The sequence below is a fragment of the Microbacterium sp. NPDC055665 genome (assembly GCF_053618035.1).
This window is the reverse complement of sequence record NZ_JBSHGY010000014.1, coordinates 23016-47878: the sequence shown is the minus strand read 5'-3', so window position 1 is coordinate 47878 and position 24863 is coordinate 23016. Positions and strand designations below refer to the sequence as shown.

Sequence of the window (24863 nt, the reverse complement as noted above, 5' to 3'; positions counted from 1 at the left end):
CACGCTGTCCTCGTTCGGGTCGATCGGCCCACGTCGGGGCCACTCGACAACCGTAAGACCTCAAGTACACTTGAGGTCAAATCGAGGGAGAGGCAACCGGATGAGCACGCACGCACCCGACGAGCCGCTGACGATCGGCGAGATGACCCGTCGCACCGGTGTCGCCGCCTCCGCCCTGCACTTCTACGAGACGCTGGGCCTCATCGCCTCCACCCGCACGCCCGGCAATCAGCGCCGCTACGCCCGCCACATGCTGCGGCGGGTTTCGCTCATCACGGTCGCCAAGCGCCTCGGCATCCCGCTGTCCGACGTGCAGACGGCGTTCGCCGACGTGCCACTGACCGAGACACCGAGTCACGCCGACTGGCAGAAGGCGTCACGACGCTGGAAGCGCGAGCTCGAGAAGCGGCGCGAAGGGATCGAGCGTCTCGAGCGCGAACTCACCGGATGCATCGGCTGCGGCTGCCTGTCGATGAAGGCGTGCGGACTGCTGAACCCCGATGACGCCCTCGGCACTCAGGGCGTCGGCCCGCAGCGCCTGCAGGACTGACGCGCGGTGCGCGACGCCGAGACCCCGCCCTCCCGTCGAGACCCCCTCGCAGCTGCGGCTGCAGCACGGGGTCTCGGCGGGAACCGGGGGTCTCGGCGTGGGTCAGGCGACCTCGAAGTCAGCGGAGAGGAGCGCGTCGTCGCGGGAGCTCGGGCCGACCAGCAGCTCGAACGCGCCGGCCTCGACCAGACGCTTTCCGGCGGCATCCACGATCGTGCAGTCGGCGACCGGCAGCTCCACGCGCACGCGCGCGGACTCCCCGGGAGCGATGTCGACCTGGCGGTAGGCCTTGAGCTCCTTGTCGGTCCAGCTCACGCTCGTCACCGAATCGCGCACGTACACCTGCACCGTCTCGCGCACCGGCCGTGAGCCCGTGTTCGCCACCGTGACGTGCCCGACGATCGTGTCGGACTCCCCCAGCGAGGTCGCTTCCAACTCCAGGTCGGAGTACTCCACCGTCGTGTACGACAGGCCCTCACCGAACGCCCAGGCCGGCGACTGCGTGAGGTCGGCGTACCGGTCGCCGTGCTGTCCGCGGATCTGGTTGTAATACGTCGGCTGCTGGCCCACGTGCCGGGCGAACGAGATCGGCAGCCGACCGGAGGGCTCGACCGCGCCCGAGATGATCTCGGCGAGCGCACGGCCACCCTGCATCCCCGGGTTCGCCGCCCAGATCACGGCGGCGGCCTTCGACGCGGATGCCGGGAGCACGAGCGGCTTCGAGGCGAGCAGCACGATCACGACGGGCTTCCCGGTCGCGATGAGCGCGTCGATCAGGGCGTTCTGCCCGCCGATGAGCTCGAGCGTCGCGGTCGAGCGGCCCTCTCCGACGAGCTCGATCCGGTCACCGACCACGGCGACCACGACATCGGAGGCGGATGCCGCCGCCACAGCCTCGGCGATCAGCGCGGCATCCGGCGCGCAGGCCTTCACCACCGGGGGACGCGGCTGGTGATCAGGGAAGAAGGCGCCCTTCGGGTCTTCCTCCAGCGTGAGGATGTCGGCACCACGGGCGTGTGTGACACTCCACCCCTCGACTGCCTGCAGGCCGTCGAGAACGGTCGTGATCATCTCGCGCGGCTGTCCGTCGAGCCAGCCGGCCTGCCCCGAGCCGCCGGCCCAGTCGCCGAGCTGCGTCTGCGCGTCGTCGGCGAGCGGTCCGGTGACGGCCACCCGCAACGGGGCGGTCGGGTCGAGCGGCAGCACCCCGTCGTTCTCGAGCAGCACGATCGAGCGTCGGGCCGTCTCGAGGTTCAGCTCCGCGTGCGCGGCGCTGCCGACCACGGCGTCGAGCTGGGCACCCGGCAACCGCGGGTTCTCGAAGAGTCCGAGCTCGAACTTGAGCGTCAGGATGCGGGCGGCTGCGGCGTCGAAGGCATCCTCGGCGAGCATCCCGCGGGCCACGGCATCCAGCGCCCCCTCGTAGAAGGCGGGCGTCGTCATGATCATGTCGTTCCCCGCCCGCACGGCCGCTGCGGCCGCGTGCGTGATGTCGGGCTGGATCCGCTGCTCCCACACCATGCGTCCGACGTTGTCCCAGTCGGTGATGAGGGTGCCGGTGTACCCCCACTCGCCGCGCAGCACGTCGCTGAGCAGCCAGTCGTTGGTCGTGATCGGCACGCCGTCAGTGGTCTGGTAGCCGAGCATGAACGTGCGGCATCCCTCGCGGGCGACGCGCTCGAACGGCGGCAGGAACCAGGAGATGAGCTTGCGGCGCGAGATGTCGGCCTCGCTCGCATCGCGCCCGCCCTGGGTCTCGGAGTACCCGGCGAAGTGCTTGGCGGTCGCGAGGATGGCGGTCGGGTCGTCGAGGCCGTCGCCCTGGTAGCCGCGAACCATGGCCGAGGCGAGTTCGCCGATCAGGAAGGGGTCCTCGCCGAAGGTCTCGCTGATGCGGCCCCAGCGCAGGTCGCGGGCGATGCACAGCACGGGCGAGAACGTCCAGTGGATGCCGGTCACCGCGACCTCTTCGGCGGTCGCCCGGGCGACGCGCTCGAGCAGTTCGGCATCCCACGACGCGGCCATGCCCAGCTGCGTCGGGTAGATCGTGGCTCCCGGCCAGAACGAGTGCCCGTGGATGCAGTCCTCGCCGACGAGCAGCGGGATGCGGAGCCGGGTCTCGGCCGTCAGCTCGTTCGCCTGCAGGATGCGCTCGGGCGAGGTGTGCAGGATCGATCCCGCGTGCCGCCGGGCGATGTGGTCGTCGAGGTCGTCGCGCGCGTCGAGCTGCAGCATCTGCCCGACCTTCTCCTCCAGCGTCATGCGGCTGAGGAGATCGGCCACGCGCTCCGGGATCGAGAAGGCGGGGTCCTGGTAGGGAAGAACCGTGGTCAGGGTCTGAGAGGTCATCACTTCGTGTTCTGGGTCGAGGTCTTCGGAGAGTCGGAGGTGTCGGGCGAGGTCGCCGACGTTACGGGATCGGCGCTCTTTCGCGGCAGGGGCACGCTGCGGACGGCCGTGACGGCGTCGTTCACGTCCAGCCCCTTCTTCTTCATGGCCCTGGCACGCTCGCCGGCCGAGCGCAGGCGCGGGTTGACGTACTCGTCGATGCCGAAGTTGATGAGCGAGAGGGCGACGCCGATGATCGCGATGCAGAGCCCGGCGGGCACGTACCACCACCACAGCCGCGGGAAGGCCCCGTTCTGCTGCGCCCAGAACAGGATGGTGCCCCAGTTGAGGTTGCTCACCGGGATCACGCCGATGAAGGCCAGCGTCGTCAGGCCGAGGATGGCCGCGGTCACCGTGCCGACGAAGCTCGACGCGATGAGCGCCATCAGGTTCGGCAGCATCTCGACCGTGATGATGCGGCGCAGCGGCTCGCCGTTGGCGCGTGCGGCCTGGATGAAGTCGCGGTTGCGCAGCGACATCGTCTGGGCGCGCAGCACCCGCGCACCCCACGCCCATCCGGTCAAGCCCAGCACCGCGGCGATCACGATCAGCGGCGGGTTCTCGAACTGCGAGGCGATGATGATGATCAGCGGGATGCCGGGGATCACCAGGAACACGTTGGTCAGCGCCGAGAGCGACTCGCTCTTCCAGCCGCGCACGTAACCGGCGATCACGCCGATCGTGATCGCGATGATCGTGGCGATGAAGGCGGCGAGGAAGCCGACGACGATCACACCGCGGGTGCCGTAGATGATCTGGCTCAGCACGTCCTCGCCCATGTGGGTCGTGCCCAGCCAGTGCTCCCAGGAGGGCGGCTGACGCAGCGCGGTGCGGTCCTTCTGGGTCGGTCCGTACGGGGCGATCCAGGGGGCGAGGATCGCGACGAGCACGAACACCCCGAGGATGATGAGACCCGCGACCGACTTGGGATTGCGGAACATCGCGAACGCCTGGCCGAGTTGCGACCAGAAGGTCTTGCGCGGCGACTCGCCGGTCGGCGGGGTGCGCAGGGTCGCGGTCTCGGGCATGCCCGAGACGACGGGCGACCCGTCGGGGGCGGTGCTCGCTGCAGTGGTGGGAACGGTCATCTCAGGACTCCATCTGGCGCGTGCGCGGGTCGAGGTAGGCGTAGACGACATCCGCGAGGATGTTGGCCACGAGCACCGACAGCGTGATCACGAGGAACACGCCCTGCATGAGGGCGAAGTCCTTGGCGTTGGTCGCGTCGAGCAGCAGCTTGCCCACGCCCGGGTAGCTGAACACCATCTCCATGACGATCGTGCCGCCGACGATGAAGCCGATCGACAGGGCGAAGCTCTGGATCTGCGGCAGCACCGCGTTGCGGGCGGCGTATCCCCACAGCACCCGTTTGTTGGGCATGCCCTTCGCCTGCGCGACCGTGATGTAGTCGTCGTCGAGCACGGTCAGCATCATGTTGCGCATGCCGAGCACCCATCCGCCGAGCGAGGCGACCACGATGGTCAGCGCCGGCAGCGTGCCGTGCATGATCACCTGGACGATGAAGTCGAAGCTCCACTCGGGCGACTGGCCCTTGTCGTAGGCGTGCGAGGAGGGGAACCACTTCAGCGTCGACGAGAAGATCGCGATCGCGATGAGCCCGAGCGAGAAGTACGGGATGGTGTTGAAGAACGTGGTGACGGGGATGATCGCGTCGAGCCTGCTGCCGCGCTTCCAGCCGACGATCGCGCCGGCGACCGTGCCGATCGTGAACGAGATGATCGTCGCGATCCCCACCAGGCCGAGGGTCCACGGCAGGGCGGCGGCGAGCACCTCGGCGACCGGCCGAAGGCCGTGCAGCGTGGAGATGCCGAGGTCGCCGCGCAGCAGCATCGCCCAGTACTCGATGTACTGCTGCCACACCGACTTGTCGGTGTCGATGCCGAGCAGGATGCGCAGAGCGTCGGCCGCCTCGGGGCTGACGTTGGGGTTGCGGGCGAGGTAGGAGCTGACCGCGTCGCCCTTCATGAGGCGCGGCAGGAAGAAGTTGATCGTGATGGCCGCCCACAGGGTGAACAGATAGAAGCCCGCGCGTCCGGCGAAGAAGCGCCACGGCACGCGCCGCTGCCCGCGCTGCGCCGTGGTCGCGGTGGTGCCGACCTCGAGGGCGTCGCGGGCGACCAGGTCGTTGTCGTCCAGCTGGGGGAACGCGGTGCTCACAGTGCGCCTCCGTTCGATGCGGCCTGTGCGAAGAACTTGTCCGGGTCGGGGGAGGCGGATCGCAGCTCTCGCGTGTACGCATCCTGCGGGTTGAGGATGACGTCGTCGGCGGTGCCGTACTCCACGACGCGCCCCTGGTTGAGGACCATGATCTCGTCGCTGAAGTGGCGGGCGGTGGCCAGGTCGTGGGTGATGTAGAGCACGCCGAGTCCCTCTTCGCGCTGCAGGTCGGCGAGCAGGTTCAGCACGCCGAGACGGATCGAGACGTCGAGCATCGAGACGGGCTCGTCGGCGACGAGAAGCGACGGACGGGATGCCAGCGCGCGGGCGATCGCGACGCGCTGTCGCTGTCCGCCGGAGAGCTCGTGGGGGCGGCGGTCGATCACGGCATCCGCATCCAGGCGCACACGGTCGAGGAGCCGGCGCACCTCGTTCTCGGTCTCCTTCTTCGGCACGACGTCATCGAGACGGATCGGGCGCTCCAGGTGGTACCGGATCGAGTGATACGGGTTGAGCGAGGCGAACGGGTCCTGGAACACCATGCGCAGCTGCTGCCGGTACTTCCGCAGCCCCTTGCCACGACGGGGGATCGGCGTGCCGTCGAGCAGCACCTCGCCGCTGGTCGGGGTCTCGAGCTGGGTGAGGATCTTCGCGATCGTGGACTTGCCGCTGCCGGACTGGCCGACCAGGCCGATCGTCTGGCCGGAGGTGAGGGTGAAGCTCACCTCGTCGAGCGCCTTGATCTGCCCGGCGCCGCGGACGTTGTACGCCTTCGTGACGTTCCGGAATTCGAGGGTGGTCATCGCACCAGCACTCCTCTCTCACCGGTGAGTCGGGGGAACGACGACAGCAGCGTCTTCGTGTATTCGTGCGCGGGCTGCGTCCAGATGCGCTCGGCGGTCTCGAGCTCGATGATCTCGCCCTCGCGCATGATCGCGATCCGGTCGCTGATCTCCAGGAGGAGGGGAAGGTCGTGGGTGATGAAGATCACCGAGAAGCCGAACTCGTGCCGCAGCTGCGAGATCTGCTTGAGGATCTCCCGCTGCACCAGCACGTCGAGCGCGGTGGTCGGCTCGTCCATCACCATCAGCTGCGGGCGCAGCGCGAGGGCCATCGCGATCATCACGCGCTGGCGCATGCCGCCGGAGAGCTCGTGCGGGAAGGAGCGGATGCGCTGGCGTCCGACCTTGACGATCTCGAGCAGCTCCTCGGCCTCGGCCCGGCGCTGCTTGCGGTTCATGTCGGGGCGGTGGATCTCGAACACGTCCTCCAGCTGCGAGCCGATCGTCGCGACCGGGTTGAGGGCGTTCATCGCGCCCTGGAACACCATCGACACCTTGTCCCAGCGGAACCGCTGCATGGCATCCACATCGAGCGCGTTGATGTCGATGTCGACGCCGGTCGCATCGTGGAACGTCACGCTTCCGCTGGTGATGACGGCCGGGGCGCGCAGCAGGCGCTGCACCCCGTAGGCGAGCGTGGTCTTGCCGCATCCGCTCTCGCCGGCGAGACCGAGGATCTCGCCGCGCTGCAGTTCGAGGGTCACGTTCTTCACCGCCTCGACGGGCGGATCGACGTCGTACACGACCGAGAAGTCGCGCACGCTGAGCAGGGGGTCTGGCATGGGGTGTCCTTCGTGGGGGCGGGCCCTTCGACAGGCTCAGGGACCCGGATGGGTGGCTGAGCCTGTCGAAGTCCGGCCGTGGGTGGCTGAGCCTGTCGAAGTCCGGCCGTGGGTGGCTGAGCCTGTCGAAGTCCGGCCGTGGGTGGCTGAGCCTGTCGAAGTCCTACTCGGCGGGCTTCAGCTTCGTGAGGATCTGCACGATGTTCTGCTGCGTCGGGTCGGCGGACGCGTACGGGTCCTCCTCCGACGGCCAGCCCACGTAGTTGCGGGTGTTGAACTCGCCCAGCAGCGGGTGTGCGCCCAGCGGGATCGCCGGCACCTGCTCGGAGAAGATCGTCTGCAGCGTGTCGAGTGCCGCGGTGCGCTCCTCATCCGATGAGGCGTTGGCGTACGAGTTCAGCGCGGCGGTCGCCTCGGGGTCTTCGAACCGGCCGAAGTTGAAGCCGGCCTTGCCGTCCGAGATCCAGCGCGGGTCCATGGTCGAGGTGTAGAGGCCGTAGGCCGTGCCGCTGTCCTCGAGCCAGTGGATGATCGCCGAGAAGGTGCCCTCATCGCGGGGAACCTGCCAACCGCCCCAGTCGGGCATGTCGATCTTGACCTCGGCGCCGATGGCATCGGATACGTCTTCGGCGATGAGCTCCTGCGCGGTGTTCCAGTCGCTCCACCCCGACGGGACCGAGAGCGTGAACGAGACGGGTGCACCGTCGGGGTCGATCAGCGCGTCGTCCTTCCAGGTGTAACCCGCGGTCTCCAGCAGATCGCGCGCCTTCTCGGCGTCGACCGAGTAGTCCACGTCCTTGAACTCGGGCTGGATCTCGTCTTCGAGGATCGACGACAGACCGGTCACCGACCAGACGGCCTCGCTGGCACCCTCTCGGGCGATGTCGACGTAGGCGTCGCGGTCGATCACCCAGGCGAGTGCCTGACGGAAGGCCGGGTCGTCGAACGGCTTCTGCTGCAGGTTCATGAACAGCGTCGCCGAGCCGGTGGTGGGAGCTGCCCAGAACTTGTTGTGCTCGGGATCGACCGACAGGAACTGCTCCTCGATCTGCGGGATGAAGGCCTGCGCCCAGTCGGCGTCGCCGTTGGCGAGAGCGGTGGTCAGCGCGGTGTTGTCACCGTACGAGACGTAGTGCAGCTCGGGCACCGAGAGGTCGCCGCCCCAGTAGTCGTCGCGGGCCTCGAGGGTGACCGACTCGGTCGACCAGTTCGACAGGACGTAGGGGCCGGTGCCGACCAGGTCGTCGCCCTTCACGGGGTCGGTGGCCGGGTCGTCGAGGTTCTCCCAGATGTGCTTCGGGACGATCGGCACGTGCAGGGCGCGGCCCAGGTTGACGTACTTCGACGCGGCGAAGGTCAGCACGACGTTGTCACCCTCGACCACGGCGCTGTCCAGCTGGAGACCGGCCGTGTCGAGCGCGGGCGTGGAGGCGAGCTCGTACGAGTAGACGATGTCGTCGGCCGTGAACGGCTCGCCGTCGCTCCAGGTGACGTCCTTGCGCGGGACGACCGTGAGCTGCGTGTAGTCGTCGTTCCACTCGAGGCTCTCGGCGAGCCACGGGGTGACTCCGCGGTCGCCGGTCTGGTTGACGAGGGCGAGGGTCTCGAAGATCACCTTGCCGTAGCCGTACTTCGATGCGGACGAGTCGCCGACGTACGGGTTGTTGGATTCGGTGGTGATCGCGCCGTCCGGCTTCGCGATCGTGAGGGCGGCACCGCCGGCGGCACTGCCGGAGTCGTCGTTCCCTCCTGCGGAGCATCCGGCGAGGGCCGAGATACCGAGGGCGGTGATCGCGGTCGCCGCGATCAGAGACTTTCTGAGCTTCATTGCTTCTCCTTGGGCACGGTCGTTGTGCTGTGTCGCCGGGGATGGGGGTCCGCCGGCCGTCGTGATTCGCTTACTGTCGAGAAAGTAAGCTTCCGTGAGGTTACCGAGGAGTAAGTTGGATCGCAAGCACGGCTTGCGAGAGAGAGGAGGCCGCGGTGGCAGACAGCGACCAGACCGTCCGCGTGCGCCCGGCGACCCTCGCGAAACGCGAGCAGATCCTCAAGGCTGCGGTCGAGATCTTCGGCAACAAGGGCTCCACCAACGGCACCCTCGCCGACGTCGCCGACCAGGTCGGGATCACACACGCCGGGGTGCTCCATCACTTCGGATCGAAGCAGAAACTGTTGCTCGAGGTGCTCTCCTATCGCGATCAGACCGACGTCGCCGAACTCGCCGAGAAGCACATCCCCGGCGGCCCCGAGCTCTTCCTGCACCTCGTGCGCACGGCCTACGCCAACGAGCGTCGCCCCGGCATCGTGCAGGCGTACACCGTGCTCTCGTCGGAATCCGTGACCGACGACCACCCCGGCCGGGAGTACTTTGAGGACCGGTACACGACGCTCCGGCGCGAGGTCACCGCGGCGTTCCACGAGCTGTGCACCCAAGAGGGTGTGCGCGATCCCGACACGATCGCCGACGCGGCGGCCGCGATCCTCGCCGTGATGGACGGGCTGCAGCTGCAGTGGCTCCTGCACCCCGGAACGGTCGAGCTGGGCCGCGCGAGCGAGTTCGCGATCCGCGCGATCGTGAACGGCGTGCTGCACCCCGGACCGGAGCTGTCGACGTACGCGGCTTCCACGAGCTGAGACCCCGGCTTCTCGTCGAGACCCCGCCCTGGCGCTGTCGCGGAGACGGGGTGTCGGCGGAAACCAGGGGTCTCGGCGAGGCGAGCTGCCACGGCTAGGCTCGGGCCATGACGATCGACCTCGAAGCGCTGTACATCGACCTGCATCAGCATCCGGAGCTCTCGTTCCAGGAGACGCGCACCGCCGGCATCGCCGCCCAGCATCTGCGCGACCTCGGGCTCGAGGTCGAAGAGGGCGTAGGCGTCACGGGCGTCGTCGGCGTGCTGCGCAACGGCGACGGGCCGGTCGTGTGGGTGCGCGCCGACATGGACGCGCTGCCGGTCGAGGAGCAGACCGGTCTCGCCTACGCGAGCACCGCCCACGGCGTCGACCCCGCCGGCACGACCGTTCCCGTCATGCACGCCTGCGGCCACGACATGCACGTCACCGCCATGATCGGCGCGGTCGAGAAGCTCGTCGCCGAACGCGATCAGTGGTCGGGCACTCTCGTCGTGGTGATCCAGCCCGCCGAGGAGTACGGCGCCGGCGCGCGCGCGATGCTCGACGCCGGGGTCCTCGACCGCTACCCGAAGCCCGACGTCGTGCTCGGCCAGCACGTCACGCCGCTGCCCGCCGGCATCATCGGTGTGCGCAGCGGAACCCAGATGGCGGCATCCGACGGCCTGACCGTGACTCTGCACGGACGCGGTGGCCACGGTTCCCGCCCGCACGCCACGATCGATCCGGTGGTCATGGCCGCGGCGACGGTAATGCGTCTGCAGACCATCACCTCGCGCGAGATCGACCCGCAGGGCGTCGCCGTCGTGACGGTCGGCTCGATCCACGCCGGCCTCAAGAACAACATCATCCCCGCGGAGGCGAAGCTCGAACTCAGCCTGCGCTACCCGAACGAAGAGGCGCGAGAGAAGGTGCTCGCGAGCGTCGAGCGCATCGTGCGGGCGGAGGCCACGGCATCCGGCGCCGAGCGGGAGCCCGAGATCCGCACCGACCACACTCTTCCGGCGACGATCAACGACGAGGATGCCACGGCACGCGTGACCGCAGCGCTCCAGCGTGCCCTGGGCGAAGCATCCGTCATCGACCCCGGCATGTTCACCGGCAGCGAGGACGTGTCGTGGTTCGCGCGGGATGCCGGGGTGCCGCTGGTGTTCTGGTTCTGGGGCGGCATCGACCCGGTCCGTTTCGCCGAGGCGAGCGCGGCCGGGCGCCTGGAGAAGGACATCCCGACCAACCACTCCCCCTTCTTCGCCCCGGAGATCCACCCCACCATCGAGGTCGGCGTCACGGCGCTGTCGGCCGCGGCGCGGGAGTTCCTGGGTTAGAGCCGCGGGCTTGGTCGCGGCTGCGGCCCGGCTGTGGCTGCGGCGGCCCGGCCCGCGCTTCCGTCGGTGAATCGCGCTTCCGTCGGCCGTTCTGGCGAGAAACGGCCGACGGGAGTGCGGATGGCCGCAGCCGGTGCGAGGCACGCAGCGCGTGTCCCCCGAATGGCCGATAGCGCGGGCGGCGGATGTCCGCCATGATGACCACACATGGTTCCTCGGAAGGGCTCTGCCTCGAGGTCGGAGCGGACTTTCATGGAGGTACCTCGTGCTCATGCCGGACGCGCTCGGTGACGGGCTCCCTCGTTGACGGGGCCGGACCGACCGACGGACGAGCTGTCCGACTTCGCGGAGTTGATGACCCACGAGCAGGAGTTCGTCTCCGCCCGTGATCGCGACCCGGAGGCGTACAGGCGACGCAGACGCCGGGGGCTCATCATCACCGCCGCCTGTGTCGTCCTGCTGCTGGCCGCGACCGGAGGCTACATCGCGTGGACTCTCACCGCTCCGGTGAATCCGCCGAAGGTGACCTCGCAGATTCCGCCGGTGCCTGCCGGCGCGGCCGCGTCCATCGCCGCGGTCCCCGCCGCTTCATCGGCGATCAGCATCTCCGGCGCGGACGCGTATCTGGGCGAGGGCGCGAGCGGAATCTGGTCGTCGAGCGGAACCGGCGACCCGCTCCCCATCGCGAGCATCACCAAGCTCATCACCGCGCTGGTTATCCTCGATGCCGTGCCGCTCGCCTCCGCCGACGACCCCGGACCCACGATCACCTTCAGCAAGTCCGACCACGACCTCTACGACGAGTACTACGTGCTCGGCGCGACCATCGCCCCCATGCCCACGGGCACCTCGATGTCGCTGCGTGATGCCCTCGCCGCGATGCTGATCCCATCGGCGAGCAACTACGCCGAGGCGCTGTCGTCCCGGATCTTCGGATCGCAGGAAGCGTTCCTCGGCGCAACGCGCGACTGGCTCTCCGCCCACGGCTTGACGGGCACCACGATCACCGAGCCCACCGGCATCAGCCCGCGCAACACGAGCACGACCGCCGACCTCCTGGCCATCGGGAAGCTCGCCGCGGCGAATCCGACGATCGCTCAGATCGTCGCGACCCCGTCGATCTCGCTACCGGGCGCCGGCCAGTTGTACAACACCAACGGCCTGCTCGGAACCAGCGGCATCACGGGGTTGAAGACCGGCACCCTCGGCCAGGGCACGTACAGCCTGCTCTACACCGCGACACTCGTCGTGGGCACCGCCGACCCGCTCGCGGTGACCGGCGTCATCCTCGGAGGACCGACGCGCGAGTCCGTGAACAGCAGCGTGCTCGCCGCGCTGGACAGCATCCGTGCCGGCTTCCACGACGTGCCCGTCGCGACATCCGGACAGGAGATCGGCACGATCACGACACCCTGGGGATCCACGGCCCAGCTCGTGATCGGCGAGGATGCGGCGATCTTCACCTGGTCGGACACCCCGATCGTCGCGACGATGGACATCGAGACTCCGCCGACCTACCGCGACGGCACGGTCGTGGGGAGCATCACCTGGACCGCCGGGCCGCAGACCGTGACGGCCCCGGTCGCGATCACTGGCAGCATCGATCCTCCGACCGAGTGGTGGCGGCTCACCCACCCGGCCGAGCTCGGTGCAGCGTCTGGAGAGTGAGGGCTGGAGCGGCGCGCTCGTGCGGGTGCGCGTGATTCGCACTCCCGTCGGTGAATCGCGCTCCCGTCGGCCGTTGTGCCACGAAACGGCCGCGGGAAGTGCGATCGGCCGCGGCAGGCGCGACGCGAGAGCGGGTGCGCGTGATTCGCACTCCCGCCGGTGAACCGCGCTCCCGTCGGCCGTTCTGCCACGAAACGGCCGCTGGAAGTGCGATCGGCCGCGGCTGGCGCCCCGCGAGAGGGGGCGTCAGGCCGAGTTGGCAGAGGCCGGCGGGCGCCATCCACCCTCGTCGCGGAGGGCACCGGCGATCCGCCGCGAGATCTCCCGCAGCTGCCGGCGCTGCGCTGCCGTGATCCGATCGAGGACCAGTTCGCGCACCAGCTCCGCGTGACCGGGAGCCGCCTCGTCGACTTTGGCGCGACCGCTCTCGGTGATGACCGCGAGGGTGAATCGGCCGTCGCTCGGGTCGGGGGTGCGCTGCATCCATCCCTTCGCCTCGAGGCGCGTGGCCGCACGGGACAGCCGTGACAGCGTGCTGTTCGCAAACGACGACAGCACGCTCATCCGCAACTGCCCGCCCTCGGCATGCGCGAGCGCGTAGAGCACACCGAACTCGAAATGCGTGACCTGCGCGTCGCGCTGGAGCTGGGCGTCGAGCGCCGCGGGCAGCCACTCAAGCACCGTCGCCACGGCCGACCAGGTCTCGAGTTCCTCGCCCGTCAGTGGCGGGATCGCACCGTTCGTCGTCATCTTCTCAGCGTATAGGTTCTCGCGATTTGACTTGACCAGGAAAGTCATTTTGACTTGCTCAGGAAAGTCAATCCATAGAGGAGACCCAGATGGAACTCGAACTCACCGGCAAGCGCGCATTCATCAGCGGATCGACCGAGGGGATCGGATACGCGATCGCGGCGGAACTCGTCCGCGCCGGCGCCGACGTGGTGATCAACGGACGCGATGAGCAGCGCCTGCACACCTCGGCCGAGGGACTGCGCGCCCTCCGACCCGGTGTCGACGTCACGGGCATCGCGGCCGACTTCGCCGACGCCGCTCAGGTGCGGCACCTCGTGGGCCAGCTCGGGGACATCGACATCCTCGTCAACAACGTCGGCATCTTCGACGTGCGGACGTTCACCGACATCTCGGACGACGAGTGGCAGCGGTACTTCGACGTGAACGTCATGAGCGGGGTCCGCCTCTCCCGCCATGTACTCGACGGGATGCTCACCCGCGGCTGGGGGCGGATCCTCTTCGTGTCGAGCGAGTCGGGGATCGACGTCCCCGCCGACATGACGCACTACGGCGCGACCAAGGCAGCCATGCTCGCCCTCGCGAACGGCCTGGCCAAGTCGACGCGCGGCACCAGCGTGACCGTCAACAGCATCGTCGGCGGACCGACCTACTCGCAGGGCGTCGCACGCGCCGTCGAGCAGATCGCCCGCGCCCAGGGTATGGATCCGGCCGACCTCAAGCAGGCCATCGCCGCACGCAACACCACCTCGCTGCTGGAGCGGTTCATCGAGCCCGAGGAGATCGCGCACCTGGCTGCGTACCTGGCGAGCCCGCGCGCCTCGGCGACGAACGGCGCCGCGCTGCGCGCCGACGGCGGGACGCTCACGACGATCCTCTGAGCCGGGCGCACCGCCGGGTCGCACCCCCGCGACCACCCAGGTCGAGACCTCGCCCCCTCATCCGAGCCAGCGCGGGTTGCGCTCCCGTCGGTGATTCGCACTTCCGCCGGCCGTTCTGCCACGAAACGTCCGCGGGAAGTGCGATCGGCCGCGGCAGGCGTCAGATGGCGCGGATCGTGATCGACTCGCGCTCGAGCTCGCGGCGCCGATTGGCCAGGCACTGCGTGCACAGCAGCTCGACGCGGCGCGGATGCGCCCCGCCACAGGTGCATTCGACCGTGACCCGCCAGCGGGCCTTGGCTCCACACGCCGCATAATCGTCGCCGGCTCCGTGGTCGCATTCGCAGCGCGGGTCGCTCCCGTCGAGCAGCGGGAGCTCTCCGACATCCTCACGCAGAGAGGATGTCGGAGGAGCGGTCGAAGTCGTCGAAGTCATCGAGATCGACCGTACCGCGGACTAGACCCCGACGACTCGAGGGTCGGCCGCGGCGGGCGGAGCAGAGCGCGGCGCAGGGGGCGGCGGCGGGGCGAGCTGGCGCAGAGGGATGCCGTGCGCCTCGCGGTGCAGGCGCTCCATGCGGCTGTCGAGCTCGGCGGCGGCATCCGCGGCATCCGACAGGCTGTCGACCAGGTGAGAGGGCACCTGGTTCGAGAACTTGTAGTAGATCTTGTGCTCGAGGCTCGCCCAGAAGTCCATCGCGATCGTGCGGAACTGCACCTCGACCGGGACGGACAGCGCGCCCGTCGACAGGAACACGGGAACCTCGATGATCGCGTGCAGGCTCTTGTAGCCGTTGTCCTTCGGGTGCGCGATGTAGTCCTTGACGGTGCGCACGGTGACGTCATCCTGCGCGGTGAGCAGGTCGAACAGACGGTACACGTCGGCGACGAAGCTGCAGGTCACGCGCACGCCGGCGATGTCGGTGATCTCGGCGCGGATGCGGTCGAAGTCGGGCTCGTCGATCCCCTTGCGGGCGATCTTCTCGACGATGCTGTCCGGCGACTTCAGTCGGCTCTTCACGTGCTCGATCGGGTTGTACGCGTGGTCGTGCGTGAACTCGTCACGGAGGATCGAGATCTTCGTCTCGACCTCGCGCATCCCGAACTCGTACTCGCGCAGGAACCGCTGCAGCTCGTCACGCAACTCGCGGGCCTGGTTGATCGTGTCCTCGGTGACGTGAACGGTCGACATGGCATCGACGTTACGCGTTCGTGATCGGAAACCGCTGTGGAAGTCCGATGTCCTCACGATTCCCATGCGGGTGCGCCACCGGGCGCTCCGGGCGCAGTTGCTGTCGGTATCGAGCCGCCGTTCCGGCAGAAACTGCGACCGGAAGCGAGGGATGGGGCGGGGTGGGGCGAGGGGGCGGGGGCGGGGTTAGGAGGCGGGGGTTCGGGCATCCTGCAGGTGCTGGCCGGAGAGGATGCCGGGGAGCCCGCGCCCGGCGCGGGTGGTGAAAGGCAGGATGACCGCGGCGAGGAACAGGACGGCCGCCGCGAACCCGAAGATCCCGCCCGGCAGCTGAAGAGCGCTGATCCCGCCGATGCCGCCCGCCCAGCGCAGGAGGCGCGCGACGGGTGCCGGCAGACGCGACCCGCCGTAGCGGAGCTGCACGGCGACGTCGCCGATCGAACGCCCGCCCACCAGGATCAACACCAGGAACAGCGCGGACGGGACGATCGTGGCCGCCGCCGACGCGACGGTGCCGTCGAGCACCGCAGCGCGATCCTCCGCGACGAACTCCAGCCACACCTGCACGATCACGCCGGCTCCCATGCTCACGAACCCGTAGGCGAGGAAGTCGCACAACATCGCGAGCACACGGCGGCCGCGGGTGACCGGACGGGGCAGGTCGGCGTCGGGGCGCGCCTCCGCGCCGCGCATCGACCGCGGAACGATGAGCGCCACGGTGCAGCCGACGACGGCACCGAGGGTGTTCGTCATCAGATCGCCCACGTCGAAGAAGCGATACGCGCAGGGGTAGACGCCCCATACTCCGGTCAGCTGCGTCGTCTCGACCAGCAGCGAGAGTCCGAACCCGGCCACGAGCGCCGTCAGGATGCCGCGGCCGGCGAGCACCCGGACGAAGAATCCGAGCGGCACGAACAGCAGCACGTTGAACACCAGCTGCAGCAGGGCCGGCTGCCGCAGCGGGTTGCCCGACGCCGCGAACGCCTTCTGCACGTCGCGCACGACCGACATCGGATCGGTGATCGCCCCGACGCAGCGGATCATGTCGGGGTCGGGCAGCGGAAGCAGGGTGTATGTCCAGATCGCCCAGAAGTAGATCAGGGCCGACAGCCAGAGCAGCGTGCGCCCGAGGCCGAGCCGCCCGCGCCGGCGGTAGCTGATCGCCACGAACGGCACGAACAGGAGGATGCCGAAGGCCACTCCGATCGCGATCGCGATGAACCCGAGCAGCACCTGATCTTCCACAGCGTGCCAGTGTAGCTGCGCGTTCAGCCCGGGTCGGGATGCGGCGCGGCGGCGTCCTGGCCGAGTCCGGCTTCGCGCGCCCGGACGATGAGCGCGCTGCGATCGGAGACCGCGAGCTTCGCGAGGATGCCGGACAGATAGTTGCGCACCGTCTTCGAGGAGAGCACCAGCCGGCGGGCGACCGCCTGGTTGTCGAGCCCGCGGGCGATGAGGTCGAGCACCTCGCGCTCCCGGTGCGTGAGCTCGGGGAACACCACCGGCCCGGTCGTGCGTGCCCCGGAGAGCAGGTCGATCGCCCGCCGCCCGACCTCCGCGGTGAGCAACACGTCGCCCGCAGCCACCGCCCGCAGCCCGCGCTCGATCTCGTCGGGCAGAGCGCTCTTGAGCAGGTAGCCGCGGGCTCCGGCGCGCAGCGCGGCGAACACGGAGTCGTCGTCGCCGAGCATCGTGACGATGAGCACCCCGATACCGGGGGCGGCACGGACGATGCGGCGCGTGGCCTCGACACCCGACCCCGCTCCGAGATCGACGTCCATGAGCACGACGTCCGGCTGCGCAGCCAGGACCCCCTCGACGGCGTCGTCTTCCGTGCCCGCCCGACCGACCACCTCGAAGCCCTCGATCGATTCGAGGAAGCTCGACATGCCGAACGCGAAGACGGGATGGTCGTCGACGACGAAGATGCGCACGGAGCCCTCGAGCTCCGACGCACCCGCATCGATCGGCTGCTCCGGCATGCCGCTCACGCTAGCGTTCCCCCGTCCGGAGCGCATCACCGCTGCGCTCCGGCGGGCTCGGGCTCGGGCTGCGGGCTCGGGCTCGGGCGCGGGCGCAGGCGCGGGCGCGGGCGCGGAGCATCCTCGGCGGGAGCAGCCCCATCTGCTCCCGCCGAGTCCCCGTTGTCGCCCGACCGGCTCGAAGCCGTCGAGAGCCACCCGGATCGGCGTCCCCCAGCACGCCGACGGACGCCGACCGCAGTCTGCGCCCGCTCTGGCACGGTTCGCCCCGCTCGACCGCGCATGGTCCCTCCTCGCGTCGACGTGACATCGTCGACCAGAGCCGACGATAGGCGTCCCGATGTCCCGATCGAGAGGGGGCCGCGTCCCGACGTCACGGGAGATGCGACCCGGGACGCGTCGGATGCTGGATTCGCCGGCCATCGCTCGGGCACACTGAGGCGCAGAGAGGAGCGCCCGTGCCCATGACGGCCGCCGCACGCACGACGACGGAGGCACCGCAGCGCGCCACCCGCACGCTGCCCGTCGCTCTCCTGCTCGTGTTCTCGTGGCTGCCCGCCCTCACCGGCATGGCGCTGTGCCTGCTCTCGGCCTCCGGAATCGAGGCCGTCGGCACCCTCAGCGCCGCGCTCGGATTCGGCGGTGCCGCCGCCCTGCTCCCGGCCCGAGGCGGGCACGGGGGGCGCGGCGGTCCGTTGTTCCCGATCGCCCTGGCGGTGACGGCCGTCGGTGCGGGACTGTCCACCCTCGCCTCGGGACTCCGCGCGATCGGGATCGACGGCGGCGTCTGGCTCGACATCCTCGGCGTCGCCTGGATGCCGGGCGGCCTCACGGTCGCGGGCGTTCTCGGCGCGGCCGTCATGCTCCGGTCACGCTCGCTGCTGGTCGCCGGGGCCCTGCTCTCCACCGCGATCGGTGTCACGAGCGCCGCGGAGCTCCAGCAGGGTCGACCCGTCCCGCTCGCCGCCGCACTGTGGATCGTGTGGCTCGCGCTCGCCCTCGGATCCGGGCTGATGATCCTGTGGGCGGCGGCGCGCCGTCCGTCCCCGGATCGAGAAGCCGCGCTCTGGCTCGCCATCGCGCACTTCGCACTCCTGCTCTCGGGCGTGGGGGGCTACATCGTCGGTGACGAGAGCGGCCCCTCCCTCATCGGCACGGCGTTCGCCGCAGCGTTCCTCCCCGCCGGCGTACTGTTCGCCGCGGCATCCTTCCTCCTCACGGCGATCGCGCGTGCTCCCGATGCCGTCGACCCACCGCGTGCGCGCTTCGCCGTCGGGGTGCTGCTGGTGTCCGCCCTGCTCGTCGCGTACGGCGCGGTCGCGGCGAGCGCGGCCCAGCTTGCCCCACTCACTCCCACCAGTGGAGGGATGATCGCCGTCGTGCTCCTGGCCATCGGCGCCGAGCCTGCCCGCCGCGGCATCCAGCGTGCGGTCGACCAGCTGCTCTATGGACGATCTGCCGATCCCCGCGCACTGCTCCGGACGGTCAGCGAGGAGATCGTGGGAGGGGACACCGGGTCGCTCGGCGCCCTGGCTGCTGCCCTCCGGCAGTCCCTGCGGCTCGGCGGGGTCGCCATCACCTCCTCGACGGGAGAGGGGTCCCGGGTCGAGGCCGGGCGCATCGATCCGGCGACCCGGCAGACCATCACCCTCGTCGCAGCAGACGGACCATGCGGAACGGTGGAGGTGTGCGGAACCGCAGGTCGTCGCCCCGAGCCGCGGACGATCGATGCGCTGCGCCGGATCGGCGGGGTGTTGAGCGTCGCCGTGCTCCTCGCCGGGGTCAACGAGGGGCTTCGCGAGGCGCGGGACCGGGCCCGACGCATCGCCGCGAGCGAGCGCCGGTTCGCCCGCGCCGAGATCGAGGCCGGGATCGTTCCGGCGCTCGCGAGCATCCGCCGCGACCTGCAGGGCCTGCCGGGAGCCGCGGATCCCGGGGCGCTCCTCACCCGGACCACCGTGGCGCTGCAGGCGGCCACGACCGACGTGAGAGACCTCGCACGTACGCTCCTGCCCGGATCGCTGGATGCCGGCGACCTGCCGGGCGCCCTCGCCGATCTTGCGGCACGCTTCGAACACCCAGCCCTTCTCGCGGATGTGCGACAGGAGCCCGAGCGCCCGGAGGCGGTGTACCACCTCGTCGCGGAGGCGGTCCTGCGCGCGCGGCGACGCGGCGGCATCGAGCGCATCGAAGTCGTCGTGGATTCGGACGACCGGTGGCAGCTGCGGCTGCTCGGCGCCCGACAGCACGTCCGACCGATACTCGGTGCGATCCGAGCACGGGCGGAAGAGGCCGGATACCGCACCGACGACGACGGCGACGCGTCGACCACCACTCTGACCGTGACGGGGAAGGCATGAACCGCCCCGCACCGGCACGGGCCCTCGCCGCACTCGCCGTGTTGATCCCGGCGTGGGGACTGGCTGCCGCGTCGGTCGCCCTCGCCTGGATCTTCCAGCTCCCCGCCGCCCCCGTCGCCGGCACCTTCCTCTCCCCGGCGCCGCCGGAGGCTCAGGCGCGCTTCGACGACATCGGCGTCACGGTCGCGGTCGTCTACGCGCCGCTCGCCGCCGTGCTGCTGCTGCGCCGCCCGCAGCCGGTGGCGATCCTGCTCGGTGTGCACGCGGTCGGTTCCGGACTCGCGGCGTTCGGGGTGCAGTACGGTCTGCTGTCGCTCGCGCATCCATCGCTCCCCGGAGCGGGACTGCTCGCGTATGCCGGCGGGTGGGCCTTCGTGCCGGGGACCTTCCTGACGGCGATCGTGCCGGTGCTGCTCCTGCCCAGACGACGGTCCGTGCTCCGCCGCGTGCTGGTGCGCGTGGTCGTGGCCGCCGCCGCCGTGGCGACCGTGTCGTCCCTGACGCAGCAGGGCGACGGCCCTCTCGAGAACCCACTCGCGCCACCCTGGCCCGAGTATCAGAGCCTGCTCCCGGGCGCCTACGCGGTCGCGGCGGCGCTGACACTGTGCTCGTCGCTCGTGGTCGCCGGGATCCTGGCGCGCCAGGCGATGCGGGCGCAGCGCGACGAGAGGTCGCCGCTGCTGTGGCTGTTCGTCGGCCATGTGTTCCTCACGGCGTCCTACGTGGTGACCGTGCTGCCCGCGTCGCTGCAGCTCGCAGCGCCGATCTGGGTCTTCGGCACCATCGCCCCGATCGTCGGGCAGATCTTCTATCCGTCCGCCGTGCTGGTGATGGGCCTGCAACATCGTCTTCGCGGCATCGACGTGGCCGTCAGCGCCGTGCTGACCACCAGCATCCTCGCGGTGCTGGCCGCCGGAGGATACCTGCTCATCGTCACGACGCTCGAGACCCTGGCGCCGCCGACCCCGATCGCTGTCTTCACGACGGCCGCGGTGATCGCGATCGGCCTGCTCCCCGCCAGGCGCCTCATCCACCGCCGCGTCGACCGGCTCGTCTACGGCGAATCCGGAGCGCCGGAACGTCTCGTGCGCACTCTCGGAGCCGAGGTCGGCGAGATCGCCACCGGCGCCGATGGACTGCGCGCGCTGGCCTCGGCGCTGCGCCGCACGTTGCGACTCGGCTCGGTGCGCATCAGCACCACCGCCGAGCCGGGGGCGCCGTCGGCGGGCGATGACGCCGTGGGGGTGCTCGTCGGCACACCGGAGGGTGTCCCCTCCCTTTTCACCCTGCGACCCGGAGGGCAGAGCGGGGCGATAACGGTGCTCGCCGTCACCGGCCCGGACCCGGAGCTACCCGTGGGGCGACGAGCCCGTGAAGCCATCGCCGATCTCGTCCCCGTGATCGGCGTCGTCGTGCGCCTCGCCATCGCATCGACCGCACTGGACGAGGCGCGGGGGAGGGCCGCGGAGGCGCGGCATGCCGAGCGTCGGGCGCTCCGCCGCGAGCTGCACGACGGCCTGGGGCCCGCACTCGCCGGTGCCGGATTCTCACTCGCCGCCGCATCCAACTTCCTGGCACGCGGCGATCGCGCGGCAGCGGAGGACGCCGCGCGCGGAGTCGACGCACTGCTGGACGCACAGACCGTGGCGCTGACCGGACTGGCACGCGGAGGCACGGCTGAGGTGCACGACCTCGCGGCCGAGCTGCACAGCCTCGTGATGTCGTTCGCCGGCGCGGCAAGCACGGTGCATCTCTCCGTCGCGGGCACCCTCGTCCTCGATCCCGGCCGCTCCGGCATCCTGCTGCGCATCGCGGCCGAGGCCCTTCTGAACGCGGTGCGCCACGCTGAGGCCGCGTCCGTCGAGGTCACTCTCGGCGGCCAAGAGGGCGTGGTCCTGTGCGTGCGCGACGACGGGCGCGGCATGCGTGAGGCCTCGGGCGCGGGCGTCGGTCTCGCGTCGATGCGCGAGTGGGCGCAGGAGGCGGGGCTCAGCATCGCCTGGGAGCAGCCGGCGGACGGCGGCACGCTCGTGCTGGTGCGTGCCGCCGACCCACGGCTGAGATGATCAGCGCCGCTGCTCCGCGTCGGACTCGGTGTCGGATGCCGCGGAGGCCGCCAGGTCCTGGCGCGTCGCCACGTGGTCTCCGATCGCGACGCCGCGACGGCCGACCAGCATCCACAGCGACGCGAAAGCGAGGCCGAGACCGCCCACGGGTCCCGCGAGCCCGGGGACGCCGGTGACGATGTACCCCGCCACCACCAGCAGCACCAACCCCGCGAGCAGAGTGCCGAGGATGCGCGACACCGAGCGCTCGACCCAGGCCATGGCGGCGAGCGCTCCCAGCGACACGAGCACCCCGAACCACGGGATGAAGGCGCCGAAGTCGGTCAGCGCGTAGAACACGAGCAGGCCCTCGTCGCCGAAGCTCCCAAACTCAGGGCCGCCGTGACCGTAGAGGGCGAGGGAGCCCTTCCACCCGTACCCGAACGTGAGCCCCGCCGCCGAGGTGACGAGTCCCGCGGAGAAGACGCGGGAGGCCACCGAATTCCGGACCCGTTCCGTGCGGACACGCCAGGCGCCGTGCAGCACGAGAAGGCAGGCGACGGCGGCGAACCCGAAGAGGAAGCCGAGCTGGTTGCCCATCGGATCGAGGTTGGGCATGTCCTCGGCGGCGGCGATGAGCACACCGCCGCGCTCGTAGTCGGCCTCGGTCCACGGCCGCACGTCGAAGAGGATGGTGGCCGCGAAGCCGAGAAGGCCGGCGGCGACACCCCACAGCAGCCAGAGGCGGCCTGCACGGGGTGCGGCCGGTGGGCGTGAGCCGCGGGTTCGCGCGGCGGTGGTCTGAGACATCCGTCTCTCCTGTTCTGTCGGTGCGCCCCGAGCGGGCACGCCGCCACTCTCGGCGTCCGGCCATCCCGGGCGTCAGGGGCGGGCGTCACGACTCGACGGGCGGCGCCGTCGGGCGCCCGGGCGTGGTCTCCCCCGTGCTCGGGACGACGGCCCCTCGCGCCCGGGACACCGGGACCGAGAGTGTGGAGGTGCACCGCTCTTCCGTTCGGCAGCGGCGGTGCCCCTCGGACCGGGGGACGGTGATCCACTCCCCCTCACCGTCCTCCTCCCGCGGGCGTAAGGATTCCGTGAGGGTCGCGCATCCGGCCGTAGGGATTCCGTGAGGATCGCGTGAGGATGCCGTCGCCGGGCGTAGTGTCGCCGGACGTGTCAGTCGAAAACAGGGAAGGCGCGGACGCGCCGCCGCGCGCGAAGCGCATCATCATCGGGGAACCCCTGACGAGTCAGCAGGTCGACGACCAGCTGCTCCCCAAGCGCATGGCGCTGCCGATCTTCGCGTCGGATGCGCTGAGCTCGGTGGCCTACGCGCCGCAGGAGCTCGTGATGATCCTGCTCATCGGCGGGCTCACCTTCCTCTCGTTCACCCCGCTCGTCGCGATCTCGGTCGTGGTGCTGCTGATCGTGGTCGTGCTCAGTTACCGGCAGCTCATCAAGGCCTACCCCTCGGGCGGTGGCGACTACGAGGTCGCATCGAAGAACCTCGGCGAGATCCCCGGGGTGATCGTCGCCGCAGCGCTCCTGGTCGACTACGTGCTGACCGTGGCCGTGTCGGTCGCATCCGGTGTCGACAACATCATCTCGGCGGTGCCCGGCCTCGACCCGTTCCGCGTCGAGCTCGCCGTCGGCTTCGTGATCCTCATCATCGTCGTGAACCTGCGCGGGGTGCGCGAGGCCTCGCTCGTCTTCGCGATTCCGACGTACGTCTTCATCGGCTCGGTCGGCATCATGATCGTCACCGGCCTGATCCGCACGTTCCTGGGCGATGCGCCCGTCGCCTCGAGCCACGACTTCTCCGTGCAGGCGGAAAGCCTCAGCCAGGCGGCCGTGATCCTGCTGATCCTGCGCGCGTTCTCGAGCGGATGCTCCGCCCTCACCGGCGTCGAGGCGGTGTCGAACGGGGTGCCGGCGTTCCGGGCACCCAAGGTGCGCAACGCCCAGTCGACGCTCGTGCTGATGGGGTCGATCGCGGCCTGTCTGTTCGCCGGGCTCACCGCGCTCGCCCTCATCACCGGCGTGCACTACGCCGAGAACCCGTGCGACCTGATCGGCTTCGACTGCACGAACCCGCAGCCCAGCCTGATGGCGCAGATCGCCTCAGCGACGTTCGGCGGCGGGAGCATCGCCTTCTTCATCGTGCAGGCCGCGACCGCGTGCGTGCTGCTGCTCGCCGCGAACACCGCCTTCAACGGCTTCCCACTGCTGGGGGCGGTGCTCGCCCGCGACGGCTACGCCCCGAAATCGCTCAACACCCGCGGCGACCGCCTCGTGTTCTCGAACGGCATGATCCTGCTCGGCATCGCGGCGATCGCGGTGCTCGTCGTGTTCCAGGCGAAGCTGACGACCCTGATCCAGCTGTACATCATCGGCGTGTTCGTGTCGTTCTCGCTCGGGCAGATCGGCATGGTGCGGCACTGGCGACGCGTGCTCCGAGGACCGGTCGAGGACAGAGCCGGCTCCGGCATCGACGGGGCATCGGCATCCGACCGCCGCTCGGCGAAAGTCGGGCTCATCATCAACTCCGCCGGCGCGGTGATGACGGTGGCCGTGCTCCTGATCGTGACCGTCACCAAGTTCACGCACGGCGCCTACCTGGTGTTCTTCGCGATCCCGATCCTCGCGTTCCTCATGCTGGGCGTGAAGCGGTACTACCGCGACGTCGAACACGAGATCGCGATCGACGACACGACGAAGTTCGGCGCCACCGGAGACCTCGCGATCGTGCTCGTGAACCGACTGCAGAAACCCGTCGTGAAGGCCATCGACTATGCGATCGCGGCCAAGCACGGCAAGACGCTGGCGGTGCACGTGGCCGTGGCGTCGGACGATGCCGCGACGTTGCAGCAGGAGTGGGCCGACCACCTCGTGCCCATCCCGCTCGTGATCGTCGAGTCGCCGTACCGCTCGTTCGCGCAGCCGGTCACGCAGTTCATCAAGCAGTACCGCGAGAAGCACGGCTCGTCCGTCGTCACCGTGTACCTGCCGCAGTACATCGTGGGGCACTGGTGGGAGTCGTTCCTGCACAACCGTCGCGCCCGCCGCCTCGCGAATCAGCTGATGCTCGTGCACGGAGTCTCGATCACCCTCGTGCCCTGGCTGCTCGACTCGTCTGAGCTCATCTATGGTCGCCGCTCCCGTCCGCTGCCCGGTCAGGAACGTGCAGGTCGTCCGGTGGTCGTGAGCGGACGCCGCGCGCATCGTCCCGCGGGTCCGCCGCAGGAGTGACCCGGCCGCCTCTTCCGTTCCGGGCCTCCTCCGTTCC

20 protein-coding genes are annotated in these 24863 nt (G+C 70.0%); 8 read left to right on the top strand and 12 right to left on the bottom strand.

Features of this window, described 5'->3' with window-relative positions; genetic code table 11:
• Positions 1-100: 100 nt before the first annotated feature.
• Entirely contained in the window at positions 101-550 is a 450-nt protein-coding gene (soxR, locus tag ACWGO6_RS18165; RefSeq protein ID WP_136042094.1) for a redox-sensitive transcriptional activator SoxR, read from the top strand.
• 102 nt (positions 551-652) lie between these two features.
• On the opposite strand, the gene ACWGO6_RS18160 is transcribed toward soxR, so the two are convergent.
• The 6 genes from ACWGO6_RS18160 to ACWGO6_RS18135 form a co-directional block, all read right to left on the bottom strand.
• Positions 653-2899 carry an exo-beta-d-1,3/1,6-glucosidase gene (locus ACWGO6_RS18160; RefSeq protein WP_452327559.1) on the bottom strand — a complete coding sequence of 749 codons (2247 nt, stop codon included), beginning with the start codon at positions 2897-2899 and terminating at the stop codon, positions 653-655.
• Entirely contained in the window at positions 2899-4026 is a 1128-nt protein-coding gene (locus ACWGO6_RS18155; RefSeq protein ID WP_452327558.1) for an ABC transporter permease, read from the bottom strand. The genes ACWGO6_RS18160 and ACWGO6_RS18155 overlap by 1 nt, the downstream gene beginning before the upstream one ends.
• A gap of 1 nt (position 4027) precedes the next feature.
• A complete protein-coding gene (locus tag ACWGO6_RS18150; protein ID WP_452327557.1) occupies positions 4028-5116 on the bottom strand; it encodes an ABC transporter permease in 1089 nt (362 codons plus the stop codon).
• Positions 5113-5919: an ABC transporter ATP-binding protein gene (locus ACWGO6_RS18145; protein ID WP_452327556.1), complete on the bottom strand. Its 807-nt coding sequence runs from the start codon at positions 5917-5919 to the stop codon at positions 5113-5115. Before ACWGO6_RS18145 ends, ACWGO6_RS18150 begins: the two co-directional genes overlap by 4 nt.
• Positions 5916-6740, bottom strand: coding sequence for an ABC transporter ATP-binding protein (locus tag ACWGO6_RS18140; protein ID WP_136042089.1), 825 nt, complete (start codon positions 6738-6740; stop codon positions 5916-5918). Before ACWGO6_RS18140 ends, ACWGO6_RS18145 begins: the two co-directional genes overlap by 4 nt.
• Positions 6741-6903: 163 nt before the next feature.
• Positions 6904-8568: an ABC transporter substrate-binding protein gene (locus ACWGO6_RS18135; RefSeq protein ID WP_136040535.1), complete on the bottom strand. Its 1665-nt coding sequence runs from the start codon at positions 8566-8568 to the stop codon at positions 6904-6906.
• Positions 8569-8723: 155 nt separating this feature from the next.
• On the opposite strand from ACWGO6_RS18135, the gene ACWGO6_RS18130 reads away from it, so the two are divergent.
• From ACWGO6_RS18130 to ACWGO6_RS18120, 3 genes are all read left to right on the top strand, one after another.
• Positions 8724-9374, top strand: coding sequence for a TetR/AcrR family transcriptional regulator (locus ACWGO6_RS18130; RefSeq protein WP_452327555.1), 651 nt, complete (start codon positions 8724-8726; stop codon positions 9372-9374).
• A 107-nt stretch (positions 9375-9481) separates the two neighbouring features.
• A complete protein-coding gene (locus ACWGO6_RS18125; RefSeq protein WP_136040533.1) occupies positions 9482-10696 on the top strand; it encodes an amidohydrolase in 1215 nt (404 codons plus the stop codon).
• A gap of 303 nt (positions 10697-10999) precedes the next feature.
• On the top strand, positions 11000-12364 hold the full coding sequence (locus tag ACWGO6_RS18120; protein ID WP_452327554.1) for a D-alanyl-D-alanine carboxypeptidase family protein: 1365 nt from the start codon (positions 11000-11002) through the stop codon (positions 12362-12364).
• A 246-nt stretch (positions 12365-12610) separates the two neighbouring features.
• Here the strand turns inward: ACWGO6_RS18120 and ACWGO6_RS18115 are convergent, their stop codons facing one another.
• On the bottom strand, positions 12611-13114 hold the full coding sequence (locus tag ACWGO6_RS18115) for a MarR family winged helix-turn-helix transcriptional regulator (RefSeq protein WP_452327553.1): 504 nt from the start codon (positions 13112-13114) through the stop codon (positions 12611-12613).
• Between the two features lie 89 nt (positions 13115-13203).
• Here ACWGO6_RS18115 and ACWGO6_RS18110 point away from each other — a divergent pair, with 89 nt between their 5' ends.
• Positions 13204-13995: an SDR family NAD(P)-dependent oxidoreductase gene (locus ACWGO6_RS18110; protein WP_452327552.1), complete on the top strand. Its 792-nt coding sequence runs from the start codon at positions 13204-13206 to the stop codon at positions 13993-13995.
• Positions 13996-14155: 160 nt separating this feature from the next.
• Here ACWGO6_RS18110 and ACWGO6_RS18105 read toward each other — a convergent pair whose 3' ends face one another.
• From ACWGO6_RS18105 to ACWGO6_RS18090, 4 genes are all read right to left on the bottom strand, one after another.
• Positions 14156-14431 (bottom strand): hypothetical protein, encoded by a 276-nt coding sequence (locus ACWGO6_RS18105; RefSeq protein WP_452327551.1) that lies wholly within the window; start codon positions 14429-14431, stop codon positions 14156-14158.
• A gap of 21 nt (positions 14432-14452) precedes the next feature.
• The gene (locus tag ACWGO6_RS18100) at positions 14453-15187 is read right to left on the bottom strand and encodes a GTP pyrophosphokinase (protein ID WP_452327550.1); all 735 of its coding nucleotides are present in this window, start codon (positions 15185-15187) and stop codon (positions 14453-14455) included.
• Between the two features lie 186 nt (positions 15188-15373).
• Positions 15374-16432, bottom strand: a complete 1059-nt coding sequence (locus tag ACWGO6_RS18095) for a VanZ family protein (RefSeq protein ID WP_452327549.1) — start codon at positions 16430-16432, stop codon at positions 15374-15376.
• Between the two features lie 23 nt (positions 16433-16455).
• Positions 16456-17169: a response regulator gene (locus tag ACWGO6_RS18090; RefSeq protein WP_452327548.1), complete on the bottom strand. Its 714-nt coding sequence runs from the start codon at positions 17167-17169 to the stop codon at positions 16456-16458.
• Between the two features lie 464 nt (positions 17170-17633).
• On the opposite strand from ACWGO6_RS18090, the gene ACWGO6_RS18085 reads away from it, so the two are divergent.
• Both ACWGO6_RS18085 and ACWGO6_RS18080 read left to right on the top strand, forming a co-directional pair.
• The gene (locus tag ACWGO6_RS18085) at positions 17634-19529 is read left to right on the top strand and encodes a hypothetical protein (RefSeq protein ID WP_452327547.1); all 1896 of its coding nucleotides are present in this window, start codon (positions 17634-17636) and stop codon (positions 19527-19529) included.
• Positions 19526-21595, top strand: a complete 2070-nt coding sequence (locus tag ACWGO6_RS18080) for a sensor histidine kinase (protein ID WP_452327546.1) — start codon at positions 19526-19528, stop codon at positions 21593-21595. The genes ACWGO6_RS18085 and ACWGO6_RS18080 overlap by 4 nt, the downstream gene beginning before the upstream one ends.
• On the opposite strand, the gene ACWGO6_RS18075 is transcribed toward ACWGO6_RS18080, so the two are convergent.
• Entirely contained in the window at positions 21596-22384 is a 789-nt protein-coding gene (locus ACWGO6_RS18075) for a hypothetical protein (RefSeq protein WP_452327545.1), read from the bottom strand.
• Positions 22385-22720: 336 nt separating this feature from the next.
• Between ACWGO6_RS18075 and ACWGO6_RS18070 the strand changes: the two genes are divergently transcribed.
• Complete coding sequence (locus ACWGO6_RS18070) at positions 22721-24826, top strand: APC family permease (RefSeq protein ID WP_452327544.1); 2106 nt, start codon at positions 22721-22723, stop codon at positions 24824-24826.
• Positions 24827-24863: the final 37 nt, after the last annotated feature.